At 50.0% G+C, this 23999-nt stretch carries 18 protein-coding genes and 1 pseudogene; 7 read left to right on the top strand and 12 right to left on the bottom strand.

Going from position 1 to position 23999, the window contains the following annotated elements; all coding sequences use genetic code 11:
* Positions 1–88: 88 nt before the first annotated feature.
* The 4 genes from MRY86_RS02150 to MRY86_RS02135 all read right to left on the bottom strand — a co-directional run bounded on the left by MRY86_RS02150 (position 89) and on the right by MRY86_RS02135 (position 3004).
* Positions 89–709 (bottom strand): RloB family protein, encoded by a 621-nt coding sequence (locus tag MRY86_RS02150; RefSeq protein ID WP_293567783.1) that lies wholly within the window; start codon positions 707–709, stop codon positions 89–91.
* On the bottom strand, positions 693–2042 hold the full coding sequence (locus tag MRY86_RS02145) for an ATP-binding protein (RefSeq protein WP_293567781.1): 1350 nt from the start codon (positions 2040–2042) through the stop codon (positions 693–695). The genes MRY86_RS02150 and MRY86_RS02145 overlap by 17 nt, the downstream gene beginning before the upstream one ends.
* A 210-nt stretch (positions 2043–2252) precedes the next feature.
* Positions 2253–2540: a hypothetical protein gene (locus MRY86_RS02140; RefSeq protein WP_293567779.1), complete on the bottom strand. Its 288-nt coding sequence runs from the start codon at positions 2538–2540 to the stop codon at positions 2253–2255.
* Positions 2537–3004, bottom strand: coding sequence for a GNAT family N-acetyltransferase (locus tag MRY86_RS02135; protein WP_293567777.1), 468 nt, complete (start codon positions 3002–3004; stop codon positions 2537–2539). Before MRY86_RS02135 ends, MRY86_RS02140 begins: the two co-directional genes overlap by 4 nt.
* 436 nt (positions 3005–3440) lie before the next feature.
* Here MRY86_RS02135 and MRY86_RS27125 point away from each other — a divergent pair.
* From MRY86_RS27125 to MRY86_RS02125, 3 genes and pseudogenes are all read left to right on the top strand, one after another.
* Positions 3441–3773: pseudogene (locus MRY86_RS27125) on the top strand (erythromycin esterase family protein); the annotation flags it as partial.
* A 171-nt stretch (positions 3774–3944) separates the two neighbouring features.
* The gene (gene argH, locus MRY86_RS02130; protein WP_293567775.1) at positions 3945–5282 is read left to right on the top strand and encodes an argininosuccinate lyase; all 1338 of its coding nucleotides are present in this window, start codon (positions 3945–3947) and stop codon (positions 5280–5282) included.
* A 238-nt stretch (positions 5283–5520) separates the two neighbouring features.
* Entirely contained in the window at positions 5521–6615 is a 1095-nt protein-coding gene (locus tag MRY86_RS02125; protein WP_293567773.1) for an alkaline phosphatase, read from the top strand.
* 100 nt (positions 6616–6715) lie between these two features.
* Here the strand turns inward: MRY86_RS02125 and MRY86_RS02120 are convergent, their stop codons facing one another.
* From MRY86_RS02120 to rsfS, 5 genes are all read right to left on the bottom strand, one after another.
* On the bottom strand, positions 6716–9112 hold the full coding sequence (locus MRY86_RS02120) for a M12 family metallo-peptidase (RefSeq protein WP_293570991.1): 2397 nt from the start codon (positions 9110–9112) through the stop codon (positions 6716–6718).
* 567 nt (positions 9113–9679) lie between these two features.
* Complete coding sequence (locus MRY86_RS02115; RefSeq protein WP_293564575.1) at positions 9680–12121, bottom strand: zinc-dependent metalloprotease; 2442 nt, start codon at positions 12119–12121, stop codon at positions 9680–9682.
* 287 nt (positions 12122–12408) lie between these two features.
* Entirely contained in the window at positions 12409–12768 is a 360-nt protein-coding gene (locus tag MRY86_RS02110) for a hypothetical protein (protein WP_293564573.1), read from the bottom strand.
* A 342-nt stretch (positions 12769–13110) separates the two neighbouring features.
* Positions 13111–15213: an ATP-dependent zinc metalloprotease FtsH gene (gene ftsH, locus MRY86_RS02105; protein ID WP_293564571.1), complete on the bottom strand. Its 2103-nt coding sequence runs from the start codon at positions 15211–15213 to the stop codon at positions 13111–13113.
* A gap of 205 nt (positions 15214–15418) precedes the next feature.
* On the bottom strand, positions 15419–15805 hold the full coding sequence (rsfS, locus tag MRY86_RS02100) for a ribosome silencing factor (RefSeq protein ID WP_044219535.1): 387 nt from the start codon (positions 15803–15805) through the stop codon (positions 15419–15421).
* A gap of 135 nt (positions 15806–15940) precedes the next feature.
* On the opposite strand from rsfS, the gene MRY86_RS02095 reads away from it, so the two are divergent.
* The 4 genes from MRY86_RS02095 (at position 15941) to MRY86_RS02080 (ending at position 22044) form a co-directional block, all read left to right on the top strand.
* Positions 15941–16711 carry a biotin--[acetyl-CoA-carboxylase] ligase gene (locus MRY86_RS02095; protein WP_293564567.1) on the top strand — a complete coding sequence of 257 codons (771 nt, stop codon included), beginning with the start codon at positions 15941–15943 and terminating at the stop codon, positions 16709–16711.
* Between the two features lie 50 nt (positions 16712–16761).
* Positions 16762–18027 carry a competence/damage-inducible protein A gene (locus tag MRY86_RS02090; protein ID WP_293564565.1) on the top strand — a complete coding sequence of 422 codons (1266 nt, stop codon included), beginning with the start codon at positions 16762–16764 and terminating at the stop codon, positions 18025–18027.
* A 138-nt stretch (positions 18028–18165) separates the two neighbouring features.
* Entirely contained in the window at positions 18166–19530 is a 1365-nt protein-coding gene (locus MRY86_RS02085; protein WP_293564563.1) for a dihydrolipoamide acetyltransferase family protein, read from the top strand.
* 243 nt (positions 19531–19773) lie between these two features.
* Complete coding sequence (locus MRY86_RS02080; RefSeq protein WP_293564561.1) at positions 19774–22044, top strand: tetratricopeptide repeat protein; 2271 nt, start codon at positions 19774–19776, stop codon at positions 22042–22044.
* On the opposite strand, the gene apaG is transcribed toward MRY86_RS02080, so the two are convergent.
* Genes apaG through MRY86_RS02065 form a run of 3 tightly spaced genes read right to left on the bottom strand, consistent with a single transcriptional unit; the run spans position 22041 to position 23868 of the window.
* Entirely contained in the window at positions 22041–22427 is a 387-nt protein-coding gene (gene apaG, locus MRY86_RS02075; RefSeq protein ID WP_293564560.1) for a Co2+/Mg2+ efflux protein ApaG, read from the bottom strand. The genes MRY86_RS02080 and apaG overlap by 4 nt on opposite strands.
* A gap of 2 nt (positions 22428–22429) precedes the next feature.
* Positions 22430–22996, bottom strand: a complete 567-nt coding sequence (gene gmk, locus MRY86_RS02070; RefSeq protein WP_293564559.1) for a guanylate kinase — start codon at positions 22994–22996, stop codon at positions 22430–22432.
* Entirely contained in the window at positions 22993–23868 is an 876-nt protein-coding gene (locus tag MRY86_RS02065) for a YicC/YloC family endoribonuclease (RefSeq protein ID WP_293564557.1), read from the bottom strand. The genes gmk and MRY86_RS02065 overlap by 4 nt, the downstream gene beginning before the upstream one ends.
* Between the last annotated feature and the right edge of the window lie 131 nt (positions 23869–23999).

The following is a 23999-nucleotide window of genomic DNA, read 5'->3' as shown; positions in this document are numbered from 1 at the left end:
GGTGTTTGATTAATTACAACCGGCCAGCCTAAATTCAGAAGCCCGGAAACGAGGGATATTGCATTCCAGCCATTTTTCGGCAGTTATTTTATACATTATAGTATTTCTTAAGCTCCCCTTCTGTCAATTTAAAAATTCTTTCGCCAAGTCTGAACACCTGTGTTTTTCCTATGTCGGGAATGTACCCATTTTCACTGAATTTGGCACGTGCATTTTCAATCGCTCTTGCAAGATAAGTCTGATGTTTAGTGTGATCGAAACCTCCATGTTGTTGATGTACGTGAGCCTTCCAACTTTTACAGCTTTCTTCATTTTCCGCAGGTGGCAGGGAGGATTCAAAGTGATCATTGAGCCATACTTCAAAACAAGGATTTGAAATAGCTACATTCCAGCCCTTTTGCAAAGCCTCTTGCTGCAATTCGTGTATTTGACCCTTCCATTGATCTACATCAATTACGAACCATAATTCAAAATCCCCATCATCTGAATTATGCTTTTCTATTGCCTGATGTGCATTAGGTATTAAATGAGTTGGCGAGCTTCTGCCTTCGCTACTTGGAACCGCTATCACCTTTATGCTCTTCGTCAACAAATGAAAGAAATTGAAGTATTCGGGTTCTTTGTGGCTACCTTCACAGACTATAATGAAAATTGTTGCGTCTCTCCAAGGCATTTTCTTTTCGTATTCTCTCTTATTCAGCAATGGCATATTTATTCCAATTTAAGTCCTGCAGATTACTTAAAAATGGAATCCCTCCATATCTGCCGTTTAAATACCCTTTCCTGATATTTTTGGTATGATGTTCTTTGAACTCACTCAAAGGATACAGGTCGGTGCTCCCATTTTTGTCCTTTTCTACGAACCAAATTTCGTCTTGCCTAAATATTTCCTGATCAAGCAAATTTGATTCATGAGTGCTAAAGATCAATTGCCCTTTTGTATTAGAGTCACTAGAGAATTTCCTTATCAGTTCTTTTATTAAAAGAGGGTGGATGCTTCTCTCAATTTCATCAACTATATACACTTTTTCTTTATTTACGATATCCTGGAATGCTGGTATATAGTCCAGTAATCGTACAGTCCCATCAGATTCTTCATTAATATAGAAAAATGCTGTCTTTTTGTTTAGACCTTGGTGTTCCAGCCTTAGCCGCTTTACAAAGACTTCAGAACCTTCTTTCACGAGTAAAATTTCTTCGCCCATTCTGGTTGGCAAGCCTATCATTTTTTTAGAAGAATCATCTAACTCTCTAATCAATTCATCGAGTTCACCAATGTTGTCTTGCCCGAAAAACTCAACCAGAGACTTCTTTTCAGTTTTGAGATTTTTAATTCCAGTATGAAATGCACACATTGTATCATTGGCGTATTCACGAAAATTGTCGTTAGTATCAATTCTTTGTGCTAATGCAGCAGGCTTCGATAAAGGTGTAATAATTTGGATTGTCCGCTCGAACCACCTATACGCTTTCCCTAAATCTTCTAAAAATGGACTATCTAGCGTAGACAAGAGCTTCAATAGCGGCCTGTCTGGTTTACTTAAATTTTTCTCGATAACTTTTTGAAGTATTTTGCTTTCGGTATCCTTCTCGAAATCTTCAGAGAACTTGGTACTGATATGCCCATCCTGATTTGTTTCTCTTTCAAAAATCAGAACGTCATCCTTAACGCCCAATCCTGATATATATAGTTCTTCGTGAAGAATGATTCCTTCGTTAAATTTCAAAGCATAAATAAAAGGGGTCCCTTCGCTAATAAATTCAATACCAAGCAAGACTTCCACTTCTTTGAGTTCATTGTGAAATTTAAACTTATGCTGTTGAAAACGAGGTGGAATTTCTTCTTCTAAGACTATATCCTTTAGATAAGCAATTGACTTGATAAGATTCGATTTACCTGACCCGTTTGCACCATAAAAAACTGATAACTTCAAAAAATCGAAGCTGTTTAAAGAGTACTTATGATGCGATAATCTTGAATACCTTGGACTTGGAAGCAAGTTAAACTCTCTTCTTTCACCAAAAGAAAACAGATTTTCCACAATGAACCTAATTATCATAGCGTGAATTTTTCACGCAATATACTTTATCTATCAGATTAAATCCATTAAATCGAATTATTTGTTTAAATGGCGTGGTTTTTTCACACCAATCAATAGATTGCCTACAAACCAGACCGATATTCCTGTTTTCATTCGATTATGCCCAAAAGCTACGGTGGTTAAATGCTAAACTCACAAGCCTGTCTATACTCACCGCAGCGGACCTTTCAACCTTTTCCTCATCGTCAGTGAAGTTGCCGTCTCTCCGGCAACCGCATACCCCAGCCGTTGGTACAAATTCACCGCAGGGTTGGCCTTATCGACACTCAACGACAAGTATTCCACGCCTAATTTAAGGTATTCTGAAGCAATAGACAGGGATGGGTCCTTAATGACTGCTTTGGGCAGCAAGTCGTGCCCTTCCGGAATAAAAATCGCCTCATAAAGCATGTCCGCTAAGAAGCCCGATTCCGCTTGCCGTAGTGCCCTTACCGTCATGATTGCTCCGTTGATTGGTTCTCTTCCTTTATTAGGCGGTAGTAAAAAAGCTCAGGGTCCCCCTCATCCAGCCCAGTCAGCTGACCGGCAAAAGAGAAACCGGCTTTGGCAAGTGCTTTCTGCATTCGGGTATTGGACCGATTGGTAGAAGTGAACAACTTCCCCGCCTTACATTGCTCCCCCAGAAGATCAAATACTTTCCCGCCAATGCCTTTCCCTCTATAGGCTTCGTCCAGGATTATTAGCTCTATCCACCCCTGATCGAAAAAGCGGTAATCAAAAATCACAAACCCTATCGCTTTTCTGTTCGCCAAAATGATAAAGCAGGCCTCATCCAATATCGCGTTGGCAATCTTTTTTTCCCGTTTTAAGCTGAACGGCTCCTCTTGCTCAATGCTGTTATAAAAGCCAACCACGATGGCTTTATCTTTACTAGATGCTTTTCTTAACCTAACGATATTCATATGGCTCTATTTTAGTCAGACGATGAACACCTCTTCCATCAGGTACGCTTTTCAGTAGCAGATTATATCCGCCAATCCATTCTTTAGGCTCCCTAGAGAGCCCGCAATTAACCATGCAGCCCTTTTCAGCTATACCGTATAACCTTGCTCATTCAGAACAACTTTTTTGGTTTTTTTAGCATTGCCCGCTTTATGTTCTTTTTTGTAATCGCTCTAACGTCATTAATATACGGATTTTCACGCGCCTGCTAAGAGATGCTAACATAGCATCTCTTAGACTTATTGGGAACCATATGCTAATACATTTGGATTGTGCGGCGGGCTGTACTGCCTCAATAATAGTAGGTATGTTATAGTGGTGAGGTAGGTCGTGAAAGGTTAATGATTTTTTGGGAGTGTACACTATACTCGTGCCCCGCGGGGGTATCTACAAAAGCATTACTCCGATCGATTCTTTTCCATCGGTTTCCTCTTAAACACCGGAGCGTGTGCCGCAATGAAAAATGGGAGGCTGTCACTAAAAAATCCATTGCTCGATTCAGAGCCTGGAAGTATCGAGAACTGTTTAAATCAAGTTGGTCAATCTGCCTTTTTTTTTGAGGTGAAAAATCCAGCCCATTCAGCAAACGCTAATTGGCTTAATTCCAGATTAACATATCGAAGTATAGGAGCGGTTGCCATAGGGATTCAATTTTATCCGATCAATATATCAACAAATTTTGATGGTATTATCTATATCGATAAAACGAACCCTATTACTCCTTTTTGAATTTCTAAACTCGGAATGGGCTTCCACCCGATGCAGGGGGGCAACGGGTCTGGTATTTTCAGCGTAAGCTCTTTCATCTCCTAAGTTTCTATTGCTAATAAACAGGAAACATTAAATTAGCCATTTTTAGTTCATTAACTGCCGTAGGTGGGCTTAGAACAAACAGCAATTATGAAACTCTGGCAAAAATCCTACACCCTCGACCAGCAAATTGAAGCCTTCACCGTAGGGCAGGACCGGGAACTCGATGCCTACCTGGCGCCCTGGGATATCCTGGGCTCTCTGGCGCATGTGCAAATGCTCACCAAAATCGGGCTGATTACCGAAGAGGAGTTGACCCAGCTGCAAGCCGCACTGCTCCGACTGTATAGAAAGGCAAACGAAGAGGGCATGACTGTGGAGGCAGGCATGGAAGATATTCACTCACAGGTGGAATATATGCTGACTGAGGAGCTAGGCGATATCGGCAAGAAAATACATGCGGGCCGCTCCCGTAACGATCAGGTGCTGGTGGACCTGCGGCTTTTCTTCCGCTCGGAGATAGAGGAGGTCACCCAACTCATGGGAGAGCTTTTTCAAACCCTTTTGCAGCTTGCCGAACAGCATAAAGACACACTGCTGCCCGGCTACACCCACTACCAAGCCGCCATGCCCTCCAGCTTTGGGCTGTGGTTTAGCGCTTACGCGGAAAGCCTGGTGGACGACCTGCGGCTGTGGCAGAGCATTTACCAGACCATCAACCACAATCCGCTGGGCTCGGCGGCGGGCTATGGGGCCTCTTTCCCGCTCGACCGCAGCATGACTACAGAACTGTTGGGCTTTGAGGACCTGAGCTACAACGTCGTCCACGCTCAAATGGGGCGTGGCAAATCCGAACAGCAGCTCAGCTATGGCATCGCGGGCACTGCGGCTACCCTGGGCAAGCTCGCTGCCGACGTGGTGCTTTATGTCAGTCAGAATTTCGCCTTTTTATCCTTCCCGGATGAGCTCACCACCGGCTCCAGCATCATGCCCCACAAGAAAAACCCGGATGTCTTCGAGCTGCTGCGCGCCCGCTGCAACAGCCTGCAGGCCCTGCCGGTGCAGATCAGCCAACTGACGGCCGGGCTGCCCTCCGGCTACCACCGCGATTTTCAGTTATTAAAGGAGGCGATTTTCCCTGCCCTACAGCAGCTCAAGCAGTGCCTGAGCATTCTCAACTATGCTTTGCCCCACGCCCGCCCGGCTCAGCGGCTGCTGGAAGACGAGCGCTACCGCTACCTCTTTAGCGTGGAAGCGGTCAATCAGCTGGTACTCGAAGGCAAGCCCTTCCGGGAAGCCTACCAGATTGTGGGCGGACAGATTGCTAATGGCCGCTTTGAGCCACCTCGTGATCTGAAACACACGCACGAAGGCAGTATTGGGAATTTATGCCTGCCGGAAATCCGGGCGAAGTGGGAGCGGACGGTTCAGGGCTTCCCCTTTGAGCAGGTTGAAAAAGCCATCCGGCAATTGGTACAAAAAGGTTAATCAAAATAGTTCGCCGTAAGCGTCTGCTGCATTTTTGTACTACTCAACTAAGCGGACGTGTGCTCTGGGGAGCCCATCAGCGTGATTTTGAGTTGAAAAATGGTTTGGCTCATCGGTTATGGTTTTTTAAGCTTTTGATTACGGAATGGCCCTTGGGCAGCCCATCCGAGTCGATGTACAAAGTTAACTTTTAAACAACATCAAAACCTTACCTTTGCCGAAAACTGCATTACGCGATATGAAAAAGCTACTCTTCCTCCTCGCCACTATCCTCGTGGTACAGAGCTGCAACAACAGCTACCAGCAAATGGCCATCCGTAAAAAGCCAAAAAATGTCATCCTCCTGATTGGGGACGGCATGGGGCTTACGCAGATGTCCACTGCTTTTTACTACCAGGATAAAACGCCGAGCTTTACCCGTTTTCAGCATATAGGGTTGCACCAGAATGAGCCTACAGATGCTAAAATCACGGACTCTGCGGCGGGCGCTACCGCATTCTCAACTGGCTACAAATCCTACAACAGTGCCATTGGGGTTGATCAGGACACCATCGCCAGGGAGACCATACTCGAAATGGCCGCAGCCCGGGGGCAGGCTACGGGTGTCATTGCCACTTCTTCGATCACGCACGCTACGCCCGCTTCCTTTTTCGCGCACGTTGAAGACCGTGGCATGGCAGATGAAATAGCGGCCCAGCTATCCACGGCGCCTGTTGACTTCTTTGCGGGGGGGGGCATTGAGTTCTTCGCCCGCCGTAAGGATGGCAAAAACTACCTGGATTCTCTGAAAACTTACGGTTACCTTGTGGATACCACGGCTCTTGCCAAGCCTGCAGCCTGGGACTATAGCAAAAAGTATGGCTACCTACTGGCTTCTGACGGTATGCCGAAAATGTCAGAAGGCCGTGGCGATTTTCTTCCTGAAGCCACTGCCATGGCTATTGATTTCCTTTCTCAGGACAAAGATGGTTTTTTCCTGATGGTAGAGGGCTCACAGATTGACTGGGGCGGCCATGCGAATGATGGCGATTACATCATTGAGGAAGTGAAAGACTTCGATAAAGCGATTGATGCGGCGCTGGACTTTGCAGAAAGGGATGGGAATACCCTGGTGATTGTTACCGCAGATCATGAAACAGGCGGGATGTCGCTTTCTGCCGCTGAAGTGCGTATGCAGCGGACTTACGAGCATATCAACCCTACCTTCAGCACTGGTGGGCACTCCGCTACGCTCATTCCGGTGTATGCCTACGGCCCCGGTGCAGCTAAGTTTATGGGCATTTATCAGAACAATGATATTTTCGGCTTGATGCTGCAAGCCCTGCGCTGGTAAAAACGGCTAATTGCGGACGAAAAAGTGCCCGGTACGGCTTACAAGCTATACCGGGCACTGCTATTTTATCGAGACAATTTATCGAGACCGTTACACCTCACTATCGGCTGATGACCGCTCGTTCCACATGCTGTTGGTCGTTTTGGGTTAGCCGGATAAGGTAGGTGCCTTCCGGAAGTTGATTGGTTTCCAGCTGAAAAGCATTGGAACCACTTACTGCCTGATCCGTGAATGCCTGCAGCGTGCGGCCCATCAGGTCGAGCAGTTCGATTTCCACTTTGCCCTCAGTTGCGGCACGGTACTGCAGATTGACCAGGTCCTTCGCCGGGTTGGGGAAGATGCGGAAGCCAGCGCCTTTGGTCAGGTCATTGCTTTCCAGGCCGGTGACATTTCCTACTGCGATGCCATTTTCACCCGGGAGCGCAGTGCCAATGGTGACGGTATAATCTTCCACCTCCCCGTAGGAGAAGGTCTCACATGGAGTAGAGTAGGCGTTGTACTTCATGGCTACCCGCATGCGTGTGGTGCCTGGTGTTGCACTGGGAGATACGCTCAAGGTACCGGATAAAGTGCCTGTGCCACTTCCCTGTCCGATCTGCTCTCCGGCGTCCGAAAAGTCGCCATCACGGTTGTAATCAATCCACAGGCGCCAGTATTCAGTATAGGTAGAGCTGGAGAAGCTAGGCACCAGTGTGACGGAAACAGAGCCTCCGGGCGTGAGTGCGGTGGAAAGGTTGGTGTAGTCCCCATAGCCACCGTCGTTGCCGGAGTTGTTGTTGATGCTGCCAAACTGTATCCGCTGAATCCATTCGAAGTTGCTGTTGCTGCCTTCTGAGCCACAGTAGCTGGGAGGGGGCGGAGGAGGGGTGCTGCCTACGCAGAAGTTGGTCGTCTCGCTACTGGCGAAGCTGCCTCCGGAAGCCAGTACCGTACTGCCATCGGTGAGGCTGTACGAGCCATTGCCGTAAGCACAGCAGATACCATCGCCGTAGCTGTCGAAGATGGTGAAGTCATAGCAGCCATTCGGCAGGCAGATGTCTTCCGTGGCGGTAGACCCTGCACCGCTGTATGGCCCACCGCTGGCTACTGTTGTGCCGCTGCTGTTGACCACGCTCCAGGTGGTTTCGCCAGGGTAGTTGTCGAGGTTGATGGTGAGCGTAAGCTCATTATCATTGCAGGTAGGATTGCCACCACCTCCATCGCAGGCCTGCAGGCAGGAGGCATTGGACACGCGGTTGCGGATAACGTTGCCAGGCTGTGGCCCGAAGCCGAGGTTGAAGTTGATACCGACGTTTTGTACATGGCAGTAACTCATGATTGTACCCCCATTGCTGGGATAACCTGGCAGGGCGCAAGAGCCCTCTGTTGATCCGGCACAGCCATCGATAGCGGTGTTATTGCCATTCCAGACACAGGCGTGGGTATGGCGGGACCCGAACAGGTGCCCGAACTCGTGCGTAGTCACCATAATCGTGAAAGAGTAAGTCGGCACCTGTGAATACGAAGAATTGATAGAGGAAAAACATAAGCTGTTATCAGGATTGCTGTTGCAAAGCCCGGAGAAACCAGCTGCAATACCTCCGCTTGCCTGGTAGGAAAGCAAGTGCCCCAGGTCGCCGTTCACGCCATTGCGGTAGCTCTGGAAGTCGGACAGCATGCCTGAGCTTGAGGAGCTGGAGTAAGGACTGGTGGAGCTCCAGACAAAGATTTCTGAAACTACGGTGTTAATGTTCTCATTGGCATAGAGTGTCGCCACCTCATTGGCAATGCCCGTTACGTAGTTGGTCGCGCCTTGTGTACCACCTTTGTTTTGGAAGATATCATAATCTACCTCGTAGTAAAAGCGCACGCAGTCGCTAAGTGCCCGTGTGCCAGCCTGTGGCTGCAATTCCTCCCGGGTGTAGCCTTCGCCATCGTCGGGCGTGCCGCAATCGTAAGCCATGCGCTCCAGCACATCCTTATCGTTGTACAGGATGTAGCGGGTTTCATCGCGCTTGCCTTCCAACTGGCCAAGGACGAGGTTGCCCCCTCTTGCCGGGCTGAACAGCCCCATGATCCCATCTTCGAAGACACTCAGGGAAGCTATTGAACCGGATTCCCCTTTGATAATGCCACGGTAGTGCACGCCGTAGTCCACATTCGCGGCAGACTCGGTCTGACTGTCCGTAACCTGGAAGTCGTCGGTAAAGAGGTCCACTTTGACCAGCTCAATAGCGAGCTCGCTGCGGTGGGTCGAGGGTAAGGCAAAAGTGATGCGATCTGGCTGCTCGGCATGGAGTTGCTGTACCACCTCGTCACGCATTTCAAGCAGATCATATTGCTCAGGGGCTTCGTCCCCAAGGTTTGCCCGTCCTTCAGATTGGTCGAAGGCCGTTACCGTTTGGAAGGGCATGCCCTTGCTTTTCTCCGCCTGAACGAGCTCGGCGGGCTTTAGGATGCCTTGCCCAAAGAGGGACAGGGCAAGGAAACAGGAGATTGTTGTAAGTAGAGTTTTCATACTAATTATTAATGGTTAAAAAGAATTTCCGAATGAAGAAGCAGCCTTAAGGGCATACAAAAACCACTGCTGGCCAATACATAATTGCGGCAGCAGAAAAAGAGGTATAGCTTCAGAAAGACTGTAAAGGAACTACTGTCCGGAGCATAACCTTTAACAGGTCATATTCTGCGATCCAAAGCTTATAAATGATTCAAAGTAAGCGTTACTATCCAATTGTTTTTCGGCACTTTAGTGCCATGCGGGTGAAGACACCTGTTAGGAGTACAGGTGTATTTGTTCTGGCAAATGTTAATCCAGATTGGCTTTGAGCCTATTCAAATTTTCGGGCTCCCAATAAATGGATATAACCAGGGTGGTGTGTGGCTCTTAATTGTTTGGAGTGTTAGTGGAAAACAAGAGGTTTGTTCTGTCTCGATGGGGATAAATGTAGTGAAAATTAATGTATAAGCAAAAAAAACGGCATTTTTGATAAATAAAAAAGAGCGCTGTGGCTCCGTTGCCCCAGCGCTCGAAATTCACACAATTAATGCCGTGTCTTTACAGCCTTATACAGCTGCCTCTGCGTTAATACCTGGAAACGGTAAATTTTTCTGTCCAATATTGCTGCCCGGCCTGAACCCGCACGACGTAGGTGCCGGCTGGCAGTTGGCTGACGTTGATTTGCTGTTGCACGGTACCGGGCATCCACACTTGTGTACCGATCGGCATCCGCTGCCCCGTCAGGGCATAGACTTCCACCCTCGCTTGCTCCAATTGTGGCCGATCAAGCTGCAGCGTGAGCAAATCCGCTACAGGATTGGGGTACAGGCTTAGTGCCGCAGCTGGCGCATTTTCTTCCAAGGCTGCCAGAGGGGTGCCCAATCCATTGCCGCCTGAGCAGTCGTCTCCCTCATAAATAATGATGTTGCGGAAGTAGGAATTGCCATTGCGGGGCGGGCGGTCATGGTCAGCGGTGAAGAACAGGTACTGGAATTCCCCGGTATAAAATTCACCAATCGGGATGACGTATTTTTTCCAGATTGCTCCTCCGGGATAGTTGTCGTAGTTGCCATAACCCCAGTTTTGAATACCGTATAACCGGATCAGGCGATTGGAGGATATGCTGTTGTTTTCGTCAAAGCCAATGCCATGTATTTCTCCCTGACGGGTAGAGCCAAAGTCCAGTTCGATAACGGTATTTGGCGTCACCTCATAGTTGACTTCTATGGCTTTCCAGGCGTTGTTTTGAATGCGGAGTACCTCACCGTCATCGAGCAGATTGTGAGAACCCGCATCCTGTGGCCCGCCGAAGGACAGGATTTCGTAATCCGAAAAGTCGATGGGCAGGCAATTGTTGTCTCCAGGCTCCGGTTGTTCAGCGGGGAGGCAGAAATTGACCTCTTCTCCGGTGCCGTATTCCCCGCCTGTAGCCAGCAGCAGGCCACTTGTGTCTGTAAGGGCGTAATAGCCATCACCGTAGTCGCAGCAGATGCCATCGCCGTAGGTGTCCCGGATTTCGAATACATAGCATCCTTCCTTGAGGCAGAGGCTTTCGTTGATTGCTGTGCCGTTGGTGGAATTGGGGTAGGGGCCGCCGCTGTATTGCAGTTCGCCACTGGTGTCCCTGATTTCCCAGGTGGTTTCAATGCCATAAGCATCAAGGACAATCTCCAGAGCGATTTCCTGTCCGGCGCAGGTGTCAACATCTCCGCCTCCGCCATCTGTAGAGCAGGCTTGCAGGCATGCCGCATCAGCTACGGCGTTGCGCAAGACGTTACCGGGCTGAAAGCCAAAGCCTTTGCTGAAGTTGATGCCCACGTTGCGCAGGTGGCAGTAGCTCATCATCGTGCCGCCATCGGAGGGCCAACCCGGGGAGGCGCAGTTCCCTTCCGTATACCCTGCACAATCATCGATAGCCGTATTGTTGCCGTTCCAGGCGCAGGCGTGGGTATGACGGGCGCCAAAGGAATGCCCAAGCTCGTGCGCGACCACCATTACCGAAAAGGAATAGGTGGGTACGGCAGCGTAAGTTGCATTGATACTACTAAACCCGTGGCGGGGCGAGTATTCATTGCACAAGCCAGACAGATAAGCGATGCCGCCGGAAGCCTGATAGCTGATCAGTTGGGCAAGGTCGCCGTTGAAAGTGGGGCGCTCATTGACAAACTGAGTGAGAACGACAAAGCTGTTGCTGCCATTGTAAGGGCTGATCTGGTCCCAAAGCAGCATCTCGGACAGGCGGATGTTGACGGTTTCGTTGGCGTATAAAGTAGCTACCTGATTGAATAAGCCGGTGATGTAGTTGGTTGCTCCGGCCACACCGCCTTTGCTTTGCACGACATCATAATCAATCTCCAGGTAGATCTGTACACAATCGCCAGGGCCGCGTTCGCCCACTACCGGCTCCAGTTGCTCCGGGCGGTAATCCGGCGCATCGTCAGAGGTAGCGCAGTCGAAAGGCATTTCGCGGAGCGCATTGTGGTCATTATACAAGATGTACTCCTGAGGGGAGCGGGCTTCCTGGTTTTTTCCGAGCACAAGGTTGCCCTGCCCGGGGGTACTGATCAGACCCATGACCTCGTCTTCAAAGAAACTTAGGGCGACGACCGAGCCCGGCGACCCTTTGACGACTCCCCGGTAGTGCGCCCCCTGTGGTACTTTGACCGGCCGCTTTGTAGAAGCTGCAATTGCCACAAAGCCAGAGCTAAGCGGATTGACGCGGACCATCTCCAGGTCAATAGATCCGGACCGGCCTTTGGCAGGTAGCGACAGCTCAATGGCGTCGGGTTTTAGATGCACCAAAGCAGAAAGGGGTTCTTCGTCGAGTTCGAGTAAGGTAAAGTCATTGGCATCGAGCTGCCGTGCAGGTACGTAATCAGATTGTTGAGCGGAGGTAAATAATTCAAGCTTTTCAAATGTTGTACGTTCGTTTTTAGCGGTGTTTATCAAGTCAATGGGTTTGAGGCCTTGTTGCGCAAAGGCAAGCAGTGATGCCAGCAGCGCCAGCAACGTAAGTGGGAATCTCATGGTGTAAAACGGTTTTTGGTTAACAATCGGTTCTTGTTCTCAATCAGTTGTTGGGGCACACCACTCCCGTTTGCTGACAAAGCTTTCATTGTCAGCAGGTGAGTGTTTGCATCATTAGTCAGGGCATGGCACTGCTACGTGTGCTTGCACCTGTGTGAATCCGTAAAGCTCCGTATTATCCGCCCTAAGGCCAATGAAATGAGGCATACGGATTCGTGCCGGGGTACACTTCAGAAGCCTAAGCCTCTAGAGCATGAAGCCTGCCCACAGCTTTGTTTTTCATAAGATTATGGTTTGAATACAATGGATCTGCCGGGTTCAGTTTGACAGTACAGTTGCTTTTCGCGCAGGGGGTCAATCCTGCTGACTGAGGTCAAAAATGATGGCTTGATCGCAATAGCATAACCCCATGGAACGTGCAGATCACGGCCACGGCGTACTATTTGCGTTTTCTCAAGGTAAGTTTGTATTGAAGTCGTTCTCAGAAAAAGTGAAAAGGAATAATGACAAGCTGCTCTTTCAGAAGCTGTCTTAGCATAGCAGAACAGCTTACCGGATTGAGCATAAATTTGCATTATTGCTCCCGAAACACTCTTTGGTTTGATGGATGATGTGAGTTTACCCCACAACTGATTAGGATAATTCAAAGTTAACAGGTTTTGGACACATTCGCAAAGTATTAAACTAAAAAATTCTCTATATGAAAAAAAATATAAATTGTTTGGGCGTGCGGCAATTTCTCCGGCCCGGCTTCGTTATTATTGGCTTCAGAAGTTAGGTGCTTGGGTCATTTGGGGCTCAATTGCTTTTGAGGATGTAGAAATTTGGCTCCTTAACGTGGCCTTAACACCCAATAGTATAAGCAGGAATAAAAAACATATGAATAAATAAAATTTAATTGGGCGTCAAAAGCAAAGCCCCACCTGCTTCCAATGAAGCGAGCGGGGCTTTGCAGTTAGGAAGGAAGATGCTTCCTGCCTTACAAGGCGCTATACATTTTTGGTTGGCGTTTCTTCCTCCTGAGGTTCGTCTTGTTTGTTTTCTTCGCCGTTTTGCTTAGCACTATGAGGTTCGGTAGGCAAATCAGCGGAAACTTCAGGCTCGTCTTTTTTGACGGGTTTCATCTGGCCGGCGATGTGGTCATCAAAGCCACTTTCCGGATCATCTTCTGCTTCACTCGGGCGCTTGCCCAGCAGACGCTCTACATCAGACTTGAGGAGGACTTCCTTGTCCAGCAGGATTTGCGCCAGCTTCTCAAGGTCTTCCCGGTGTTCTGTCAGCAGTTCTTTCGCACGGATATACTGGGACTCTACCAGCTTTCTGACCTCCTCGTCGATGAGAGCGGCCGTGTTGTCGGAATAAGGTCGCTGGAACTGGTCCTGCGACATACCGTAGAAAGAAACCTGACCGACTTTCTCGTTCATGCCGAAGACGGTTGTCATGCTGTAGGCCATCTTGGTAACCTGATCAAGGTCATTCTGTGCACCGGTAGAGATTTTGCCGAACACGATAGATTCCGCAGCCCGGCCTCCGAAGGTCATGCACATACGGTCCAGCAATTGCTCGGTACGCGTGATGTACTCTTCCTTGGGAAGATATTGGGCATAACCTAAAGTACCGACGCCGCGTGGCACGATTGTTACCTTCACCAGCGGAGAAGCGTGTGGCAGGAACCACCCACAGATGGCGTGCCCGGCTTCGTGATAAGCGATGATTTTCTTTTCGTTGGGCGAGATGAGCTTGTTCTTCTTCTCCAATCCACCGATGATGCGGTCCAGTGCGAAGTTGAAGTCATCCATATCCACCGCCTGCTTATTGCGGCGGGCAGCTACGAGCGCGGCTTCGTTGCAAATGTTGGCAATATCTGCTCCTGCAAAGCCCGGTGTCATCTCTGCCAGTGCTTCTGCGTTGACCCCTTCACCAATCTTAATATTGCGGAGGTGCACCTTAAAAATGGATATCCGTCCCTTCAGGTCCGGGCGGTCAATGCCGATTTGGCGGTCAAAACGTCCCGGGCGCAGGAGGGCGCTGTCGAGTACGTCCGGGCGGTTGGTAGCGGCCATTAGAATAACACCTTTATCGGTGCTAAAACCGTCCATTTCCACCAACAGCTGGTTGAGGGTGTTTTCCCGTTCGTCGTTACCTCCTTGCATATTACCTTTTCCACGGGCACGGCCAATCGCATCGATCTCATCAATAAAGATGATACAAGGTGCTTTCTCCCTTGCCTGCTTAAACAGGTCGCGTACCCGTGAGGCACCGACACCCACAAACATCTCTACGAAGTCAGAACCGGAGATCGTGAAGAAAGGTACACCCGCTTCACCCGCTACTGCTTTGGCCAGAAGCGTCTTACCGGTACCCGGAGGGCCAACCAATAAAACTCCTTTGGGGATTTTACCACCCAAGGCCGTGTATTTCTTAGGGTTTTTCAGGAAGTCAACCACCTCCATCACCTCTTCTTTGGCTTCATCAAGCCCGGCAACATCCTGAAAGGTGACATTGACTTTGCTGTTCTGATCGAAAAGGGTTGCCTTGGATTTGCCAATGTTGAAAATCTGAGCACCCGGCCCACCGGCACCGCCACTCACCCGGCGCATGATGAAAACCCAAATCGCCACCACGATAATGATCGGCAGCACCCAGCCCAACAATGGCGTCAACCAGTTTTGCCGGGTTTCAAAAGTGGGATAAATCCACTCTGATTCGGGAATCTCTGCCTGCTCCTGTGTGATACGCAACCAATTTTCAAAGGCTTCCACCGAGCCAACCTCAAGCCAGTATTGGTAGTTTTCCCCGCTTAGCGAGGAGCGGCTTTCGGCATCCTTGTAAAACTCGGTTTTTTGCTCCAAAGCCTGCCGCTTGATATAGATATAGCCCCGCTTTTGATTGACCACCACCAGTTTGTCCACATCCTGGTCGGTGATCATTTCACCGAGTTTTTGCCGGCTCACCTGTTCCATAGTCCCTTCTGACATACTGTAGAAGTTCAGTGCCAGCAGGAACAGCGCGATGATGCCATAAATCCAATAAGTGTTGAATTTAGGCCCGGTTGGCTTGTTCTTATCTTCTTGATTATTCTTGTTCTCCATTAAAATATACGTTTATCGAATCAGGCAGGGCTGTGCCCTGTCCCATCTGATTGTAATGCTTGCCGTCCTGTAGCTTCCCAAAATCAGGGTATTTCCATGAGACTGTAACCAAAGCCAAATGCTCTGGGGGATACCCTGAGAATTTATCTAGTAACGTTCTTTACGATATTTCGTTGCCAGAATTCGGCCAAGAGTTCCGGGCAGACTATAAACTCTTGTATTCCGTAACCTGCGCGTCACTCCAAAGGCTTTCCAGCTCGTAAAAGGAGCGCCGCTCTTTGTGAAATACGTGTGCTACAGTCGTAAAGTAGTCAATGCAAACCCAAAGCGCATTTCGGTCGCCTTCGACATGGCTGGCAAAAGTGTCTGCCTCTCTTTTGAGCCGTTTCTGAATGTGATCGGCAATGGCTTTTACTTGGGTGTTGGAGTCGCCTTCGCAAATGATGAAGTAGTCCGTGGGGGCATCATCCAGTTTGCGCATGTCGAGCTTGATGATGTTTTTGCCCTTGATGTCCTGAATACTTTCAATGATCAATTCGTTCAGCGCCTCGGTGGTGAGTTCGCGTTGTTGAACTTTGGTGTGTGAATTCAAACTCAGATTTTGTTAATTTTGCAATGAAAAAAGGAGGCATCCGCTTTTGGTCGTTTTGCCCCAATATATAAGGTTCTGAGGTGGAATAGCCCCATCTGGGGCTTACAACAAATAAAATTATCAAATAATTTGCTCTTGCCTAACAAAAACACCCTTTTTATCGGAAAGGTTGTTCATGCCTTCGAGGCACTTGCTTCCACAAACAGCTACGCACAGGAACTCCTTGCAAAAAGCAAACCAACCGAAGGAACGGTCATTTCGGCAGCTACGCAGACGGCAGGGCGTGGACAAATTGGCAGCAAATGGGAGAGCCCGCAAGGGGAGAGCTTGTCCCTGAGTGTCATTCTGTACCCTCGTTTTTTACTGGCCCGTAAGCAATTTGTGCTGAATATGGCTACCGCGCTGGCACTTCGCGATACGCTGTCGGCTTACGCCAAATCGGAGGTAAGCGTAAAGTGGCCCAATGATGTCTATTTGGGGCCGCGCAAAGTGGCGGGTATTCTCATTCAAAATCAGCTGGCCGGGCAGCAGGTTCAGCATAGCATCATCGGGACCGGGGTCAATATCAATCAACCGGCTTTTCCTTCTGAGCTGCCATTTGCCACTTCATTGTACCTGGATACTGGCGTTTCACATGACCTGGACGAAGTGGCGGCTTCTTATTTGCTGGCCCTTGAGCAGCGCTACCTTCAGCTGAGAGCCGCACAGGATGCCCGGCTCAGGCGCGACTATTACCAATACCTGGCCGGGTATCAGGAGCTGCGCACTTATCGTTTGCCTGACGGCAGGGAGTTCGAGGCAGAGGCTGCCGGAGTGGATGAAGCCGGTCGCTTACTTTTGAGAATAGACGGTCGGCTCCAGGCTTTTGCACTCAAGGAAATCGCTTTGGTGCCCGATATTTACTGATTTATCGCAACAAATCGCCCCCTCCTGGTCTTTTCCAGAAAAAAAAGTTCATGAAAGTATACCTGATCACAATAGGTGATGAGATCCTTATCGGGCAGATCGTGGATACCAATTCTGCCTGGATGGGTCAGCAGCTCAATCTTAATGGAGCCCACATTACGGGAATAATGACCGTTTCGGATGAGGCCGACAGCATCATTCAGGCTTTGGAACAAGGGCTGCGGTCGGCAGATGTCGTTTTAATGACCGGAGGCCTGGGGCCTACCAAAGACGACATCACCAAAAAAGTCCTGGCCGAGTTTACCGGGGGGCAGTTGGCTTTCCATGAACCAACCTACCAGCGGATCGAGCGATTTTTTAAACAGCTGGGGCGTCAGCCTACGGAAGCCCACCGGCTGCAGTCTTACATGCCCGATAACGCTACACTGCTTACCAACCCTATGGGCACGGCACCGGGGATGTGGTTTGAGGTGGAAACCAAGGTGGTGGTCTCTATGCCAGGCGTGCCCTACGAGATGAAAGCACTTATGCAGGGCGAGGTCTTGCCCCGCCTTAAGGAGCGGTATCCGCTGGAACGGATTGCCCACCGTACTTTACTTACGGCCGGAGAAGGCGAATCCCGCATTGCCGAGCGAGTTGCTGATCTTGAAAGTGCCCTTCCGTCCCATATCAAGTTGGCCTATTTGCCGAATTTAGGAAGAGTGCGGTTGCGGCTCAGCAGCCGGGGGAGCCAGTCTGACAGCTTCCTGGACGAACTCGAGCAGTGGACCAACCGTTTCAAAGAACGGGTGGAGGATCTGCTCTTTGGAGAAGAGGAAGACCGCCTGGAGGCTGTAGTCGGGCAAATGCTTAAAGCACGCGGCTTATGGCTCAGTACGGCTGAAAGCTGCACCGGCGGATACCTCTCGCACCTGATTACCAGTATTCCTGGTTCCTCTGCTTACTTTCTGGGCGGTATCGTAGCGTACAGCAATACACTCAAGCAGGAAAAGCTGGGCGTGCGTGCTGCTACATTAGAAACGGAGGGTGCCGTAAGCGAAGCCACCGTCCGAGAAATGGTAGCAGGCACCCTGCAGCACTTCGGAGGCGATATTGCCGTTGCCGTTTCCGGAATTGCCGGCCCGGGCGGCGGTACGCCGGAAAAGCCGGTGGGGACCATCTGGCTTGCTGTGGGCGACCACAATGTGACAGAGGCTTACCTGCTTAAGGCAGGAAAAGACCGGGAGAAAAATATTGAATACACCGGTGCGCATGCGCTGAATTTCATTCGCCGGTTCCTGAAAAAACATTATCCCGCCATATTGACCGACGCTTAAACTACGGTACAGGCCGCGGGCTTCCGGAATGCGGCGCTTTATTTGTTTTACACATGCAAAACGGCTAATTTTGCGGTCTGAAAAGGCACAGGCAAAGACCGGCCAAATAGAACCAAATACACAACGAAAGAAAGAATTATGGCTCAAGTCGAACTGATTATGCCCAAAATGGGGGAAAGCATCATGGAGGCAACCATCCTCAAATGGGTTAAACAGGTGGGAGACTCCGTTGAGGAGGATGAAACCATTCTTGAAATTGCCACAGATAAAGTAGATTCCGAAGTGCCTTCTCCAGTAGACGGAGTAATTCAGGAGATTCGCTTTCAGGAGGACGAGACGGTGGAGATTGGTAAAGTTATTGCGATCATTGGTACGGATGGAGAGGAAGCTACTCCGCAAGCCAGCCCAAGCGTCAAAGAGACAGCCGAGGCGCCTGCCGAAAAGACGAGCAGCAATGGTATCAATAAGCCAGCGCCTCAGCCAGCGCCTGTTATGGCTTCCGCTGATGCGCCTGTAGAGCGCACAGACAGCAGCAGCCGTTTTTACTCTCCTTTAGTACGCACCATTGCGGAAAAAGAGAATATCAGCATGGCTGAGCTGGAGCAGATCTCAGGTTCCGGCTTACAGGGCAGGGTGACCAAAAAAGACATCCTGGCTTACGTGGAAAACCGCAAAAGCCAGTCTGTGTCCGCCCCTGAAACCAAGGCTCCTGTACAGGAAACCGCTGCGCCAAAACCGCCAAAAGCACCGGCTGCTCAATCTGCTTCCGGCAGCGCCCCGGTATCGGCATCCGATAATGTCGAAATTATTGAAATGGACCGTATGCGCCGCATTATTGCAGACCATATGGTGAATTCCAAGAAGACTTCACCGCACGTCACCTCATTTGTGGAGGTGGATGTGACGAAGATTGTCAACTGGCGCAACAAAGTGAAAAAACAGTTTCAGGAAAAGCACGGTGAGAAAATTACCTTCACGCCGATTTTCATGGAGGCGGTAGCCAAAGCGATCCGAGACTTCCCGATGGTCAATGTGTCGGTGGACGGCAATACGATTGTACGTAAAAAGAACGTCAATATTGGTATGGCGACGGCACTGCCTTCGGGCAATCTGATCGTGCCTGTCATTAAAAATGCAGACCACCTCAATTTGATGGGGCTGACCAAGCAGGTTAACGGGTTGGCAGCTCGCGCCCGGGCCAATAAGCTGGGGGCGGATGAGATACAGGGCGGAACGTTTACTCTGACCAATGTCGGCACCTTTGGCAACGTAATGGGTACACCTATCATCAATCAGCCGCAGGTGGCCATTCTGGCAGTAGGTGCGATCCGCAAAAAGCCTGCAGTAGTGGAAACAGAATATGGTGACCTGATTGCTGTGCGCCACATGATGTTCCTTTCCCTCTCCTACGACCACCGCGTGGTAGATGGCTTCCTGGGTGGCTCTTTCCTGCGCCGGGTAGGGGATTACATGGAGCAGTTCGATGATACTCAAACCATTTAAAAACCATTGTTTCCGCATCGAATGCAGGAATTAGATAGAAAAATTGGTATATTCCTTGCATTCGATGCGGTTAAGTTTTATTATAGAAAAGTTTTTTGCCCCCCAACCCTGATGCCTTACAAGCACAATCATGAATGACGCCTTTTGTGCTCTGCTGCCTGTTGGCGCAGAGCTGTAGTAACCTGTCGACATTAACCTTGAGCGGTCTTTGCACACGGCCGTTCCCCAAAAGTAATAGGCGCTATGAGAATATTGCTACTTGTCTTGCTGTCCGTGACAGCGGGGCACGCACTCAAGGCACAAGCCTACAAGAAAGAAGAAGCCAAGGCGTTCTTCGTCAACCAACGGTACGAAGAAGCCCTTGCTGTATTGAAAACAGCGGAGTCCCTGGTCGCTACGGACCAGGAAGCGCGCTTTATCCTTGCGGTGTCCTACTATCAAACCAACCAGTTGGAAGCCGCCGGCCGCTTGTTCCAGTCTATTATCCGTAGTGAAAAAGACCCTTTTCCGGAATGTTGGCTCTACCTGGGCAAGATCCGCCATGCTATGAACCAATTTGCGGAAGCAGCGGAATACTACAAGGACTATTTAAGGCGTATCCGTGCCAATAACCCCAATCGGAAAATGGTATGGGACGATATCCGCCGCTGCGCAACCGGCATGCGGCTACAGTACCTGCCTTCTGATGTGTATGCCGAAAACCTGGGGCCTAAAGTGAACACCACTGGGGATGAGTTTGCCCCCGTGCCAAGCCCTAACTTTAGCAACCGGTTGTATTTTTCATCCATGCGTAGTGGTAATTTGGGAGGACGGAGAGACGAGAATGGAATGCCGGATAGCCGTACCGGAAAATTCTACAGTGATATTTTTTCCTGCCGTTCTGCCACCGGTGGGGGAGGGAACTGGCAGGAAGTAAGCTCGGTAGGCTACCTGGTCAATAGCACCCGGCACGATGTGCTCCTGGACTTCAATACGGACGGTACCGTGCTGTATTTTTTTCAGGGCTGGCACCATGAGGATGCCAAAATTATCGTGGATACTTTCCGCAATGATAAGGAAGAGCGAACGGTGAGTTCTGATGTTTTCAAAGGGCCAATCAATCCTGCTATTGGCGATGAAGCGTTTTTCTTCGCCAGCGACTACCTGGTTTACTTCGCCAGCCGGCGCCCCGGAGGCTACGGTGGGCTCGACCTCTACCGCCTAGAGTTCAAAGACGGGCAGTGGGGCAATCCCGTAAACCTGGGGCCTCAAATTAATACCGCCTACGACGAGACCACGCCCTTCCTGGCACGGGACCGGATGACCCTGTACTACAGTACGAACCATCCTGATTTCAGTATCGGTGGCCTGGATGTGGTAAAGGCGGTTTTCAACCCCAACTCCGAGACCTGGACCACGCCCGAAAACTTGCTGACCAAGATCAATTCTTCTGAAGATGATGCTTACTTTCGGATTGCTAAGGACGGATTTACAGGCTTTTTTGCCTCTTCCCGGAAAGATGGCATGGGGCAGCGCGATATTTATGCGGCTCATTTTGACAACTTCTTGCCTGAGATGGAGCTGCGTGTGGATGAATATTACGGGCATGCAGAGTCCAGGCTTGTCGAACCCGAAGTGACCGCCCCACAGGAGGATATGGCTGCTAATCCTGAAGGAGAAGCGCCGCCGGATTTGCCTGGAATGGTTGTCCCTGCTAAAGAGTCAGGGTCGGTGCCGGATGTGGCAATCCCTACAGCGCCGGAAGTCACAGCTGATGAGGAGGACATTCCCGTTCAGACCCAGGTGGACGGTGCGCCGGAGACCGCTTCCGAAAACGGGACGGCCGGGCTGTTATTCCTACCCCCGATCTACTTTAAGATGGATGCCCCGGAAGCCTTCTCCACAGATCAGCTTCGGCAACTGCAGACCATCGCAGATACCATGCAGAACCAAGAGGATACTTACCTGATTTTGACCGCTTACCAAAAAGAGGTTGAAAGCGGCAAAGGCACAACGATTTTTAAAGGTGTTCAGCAGGCAGAAGCTGTCGCGGAGGCCCTGTCAGCAAAAGGAGTGCCCAGCGACCGTATTTTTATTCGAGGATTGCTTTCGGAAGCAGTAGGTGAGCAGGAATGCAGCCTTGATTTTTCGTTCTACCTTCCCGAAGGCAAGGCGGCAACGACCTCCCTTCCGGTCGTAGGTCTCCGGTACGCTAATGCAGTGCCCAGGCATCCTGTCCACGAACGGCTGTTGTACAAAGTACAGGTAGGGGCACTGAGCGGGGCCTATGGTACAGCCAGTCTTGATGCTTATGAAGGTGTAATGGTGGAGCGTCAGATGGATGGCCCGTATTACCGGTATACAGTAGGCGCATTTACGACTTATGAAGAGGCGGAGGCCTTTAAGGTGAAATTGCTCGAAGGCGCTTTTGCATCGGCTTATGTGGTAGCCTATGTGGATGGGCGGCGTGCCGATCAGATGCGTGCCCGCAGGCATATCATTGACTTTCCGGACCTCAAGGCGTACACGGATTAATTTAGCCGGATAGGCGCGATCAGGAAAAAGGTAGGGATAATCGCTTTGAAGGTACTGTTGTCCAGTACGTTGACCATTTCAAAGGCACCGTGCATTTTTCCAATCCCCGTGGATAGGTCGCACCAGGAGGCATACCGGTGCTTACCACCCGGCGGCAGTACAGGCTGCTGTCCAATCACACCTTCCCCTTCTACCTCCCGCACGTGTCCGTTGGCATCCCAGATGAACCAGTGGCGGCGAAGCAACTGTACCGTTTCCTTGCTATTGTTCTGTATGGTGATTTCGTAGGCAAAAATGTAGCGGTGCTGAGCAGGACGGGAATAAGCGGCCTGATAGGAAGGCTGTACCGTAATCTGAATGCCGTTAGTCGTTTGCGTTGCCATGTTTAGGCTTCCTTTATTGCATCTTCAATAATTTTTTCCGCTGCGCGGAGCGCTTGTTGCAGGTCATCGTTGATGAGTACGATATCAAAACGGTCTTCGTAGGTCATTTCTTCAGCCGCCCTGTCCAGCCGTTTCCGGAGATTAGCCTCGTCCTCGGTGCCACGGGCAACCAACCGCTGACGCAGCGCCTCAAGTGAGGGGGGCTTGACAAACACGGCGGTTGCTTCCTTAGGGTAAGCCTTTTTGATGTTGACCGCGCCTTTGACATCAATATCAAACACGATGTGCTTGCCCTTTTTCCAGAGCCGTTCCACCTCGCTTTTGAGGGTGCCATAAAACAAACCCTCATAAACCTCCTCCCATTCTACAAAGCCCTCGCTTTCCACCAACTCTGTAAACTGTTGCGGAGCAATAAAATAGTAGTCCTTGCCATCTGTTTCGTGCGGCCGTTTGGGCCGGGTGGTGGCTGAGGTGGAAAAAGACAAATGGTCATAGCGCTCAAGGAGGTGCCGGACAATAGTGGTTTTGCCAGCTCCTGAGGGGGCGGCAAACAAAAATAACTTACTCATACGGTGTTGGCCACTTGTTCTTTAACTTTTTCTAACTCGTCCTTCATCTCAACTACCAGCTTTTGGATGCTGGAAGAATAGGCTTTGGCACCCATAGTGTTAATCTCCCGGCCCATCTCCTGGCTGATGAAGCTTAACTTCCGGCCTTTGAGGGGCTGTTTTTTGCTGAGTTCTTCAATAAAATATTTGCAATGCTGTTCGAGGCGGACCTTTTCCTCCGTAATATCAATTTTTTCGAGGTAGAAGAGTATTTCCTGCTCAAAGCGGCTGTCGTCGACCTTGTCCTTGCCCAGGTGTTCTTCCAGACTTTGCCGCATCCGCTGTCTCAGTTTGGTCACGCGTTCTTCCTCCTCCGGATCGAGTTGGTGGAGCAGGTTGGAGATGTTTTCAACCCGGAGCAGCAAGTCCTCTTTCATAGCGTTGCCCTCGGCGGTGCGGAACGCAGTGAACTTCTCCATCGCGTCGTTCAGGGCGGTTTTCATAGCGGCCCACTCTTCTTCATCTATGCTATCGGCGGCAGTCGCCACTACGGAGGGCAACCTTAGGATAGCCTGCAGCATATCCCCGTCCGGTATATTCAGTTCGGAAGAAAGGCGGCTGAGTTCCCGGTGGTACTTGCGGAAGAGCGCTTCATTAAGGCCATACTCCTCATCTCCACTGTCTGAGGCCACTTCGATGTTAACCTCAATTTTGCCCCGGTGCACCCGGTCGGAGATGAGCTTGCGGAGGTCGTGCTCTTTTTCCCGGTAGTTTTGAGGTATTTTGGCCCGGATATCAGTGTACTTGCTATTGAGAGACCGGAGCTCTACATTAATGGTTTTATCCTTAAAAGGGTGTGACACGCGGCCGTAGCCCGTCATTGATAGCAGCATAAGAATAAGTTTAGGCTTTAAGCCCGGAAGGTAGGCTAATACAGCCGAAATTTTGCAATGTGCAAAGATAAAGAAAGGAATGGAAAAGTCATTTTTTGCTGTAACCAGTTGAGCGCGAACCAAAAAAAGTA

The sequence above is a fragment of the Phaeodactylibacter sp. genome (genome assembly GCF_022763345.1).
GTDB lineage: Bacteria > Bacteroidota > Bacteroidia > Chitinophagales > Saprospiraceae > Phaeodactylibacter.
This window is presented reverse-complemented; position numbering and strand designations above follow the sequence as displayed.

Coding starts and splice junctions, on each gene's coding strand:
- MRY86_RS02150 (WP_293567783.1), bottom strand. CDS start 709: ATGCCATTGCTGAATAAGAGAGAATACGAAAAGAAAATGCCTTGGAGA.
- MRY86_RS02140 (WP_293567779.1), bottom strand. CDS start 2,540: ATGACGGTAAGGGCACTACGGCAAGCGGAATCGGGCTTCTTAGCGGAC.
- MRY86_RS02135 (WP_293567777.1), bottom strand. CDS start 3,004: ATGAATATCGTTAGGTTAAGAAAAGCATCTAGTAAAGATAAAGCCATC.
- argH (WP_293567775.1), top strand. CDS start 3,945: ATGAAACTCTGGCAAAAATCCTACACCCTCGACCAGCAAATTGAAGCC.
- MRY86_RS02125 (WP_293567773.1), top strand. CDS start 5,521: ATGAAAAAGCTACTCTTCCTCCTCGCCACTATCCTCGTGGTACAGAGC.
- MRY86_RS02120 (WP_293570991.1), bottom strand. CDS start 9,112: ATGAAAACTCTACTTACAACAATCTCCTGTTTCCTTGCCCTGTCCCTC.
- MRY86_RS02115 (WP_293564575.1), bottom strand. CDS start 12,121: ATGAGATTCCCACTTACGTTGCTGGCGCTGCTGGCATCACTGCTTGCC.
- ftsH (WP_293564571.1), bottom strand. CDS start 15,213: ATGGAGAACAAGAATAATCAAGAAGATAAGAACAAGCCAACCGGGCCT.
- MRY86_RS02090 (WP_293564565.1), top strand. CDS start 16,762: ATGAAAGTATACCTGATCACAATAGGTGATGAGATCCTTATCGGGCAG.
- MRY86_RS02085 (WP_293564563.1), top strand. CDS start 18,166: ATGGCTCAAGTCGAACTGATTATGCCCAAAATGGGGGAAAGCATCATG.
- MRY86_RS02080 (WP_293564561.1), top strand. CDS start 19,774: ATGAGAATATTGCTACTTGTCTTGCTGTCCGTGACAGCGGGGCACGCA.
- apaG (WP_293564560.1), bottom strand. CDS start 22,427: ATGGCAACGCAAACGACTAACGGCATTCAGATTACGGTACAGCCTTCC.
- gmk (WP_293564559.1), bottom strand. CDS start 22,996: ATGAGTAAGTTATTTTTGTTTGCCGCCCCCTCAGGAGCTGGCAAAACC.
- MRY86_RS02065 (WP_293564557.1), bottom strand. CDS start 23,868: ATGCTGCTATCAATGACGGGCTACGGCCGCGTGTCACACCCTTTTAAG.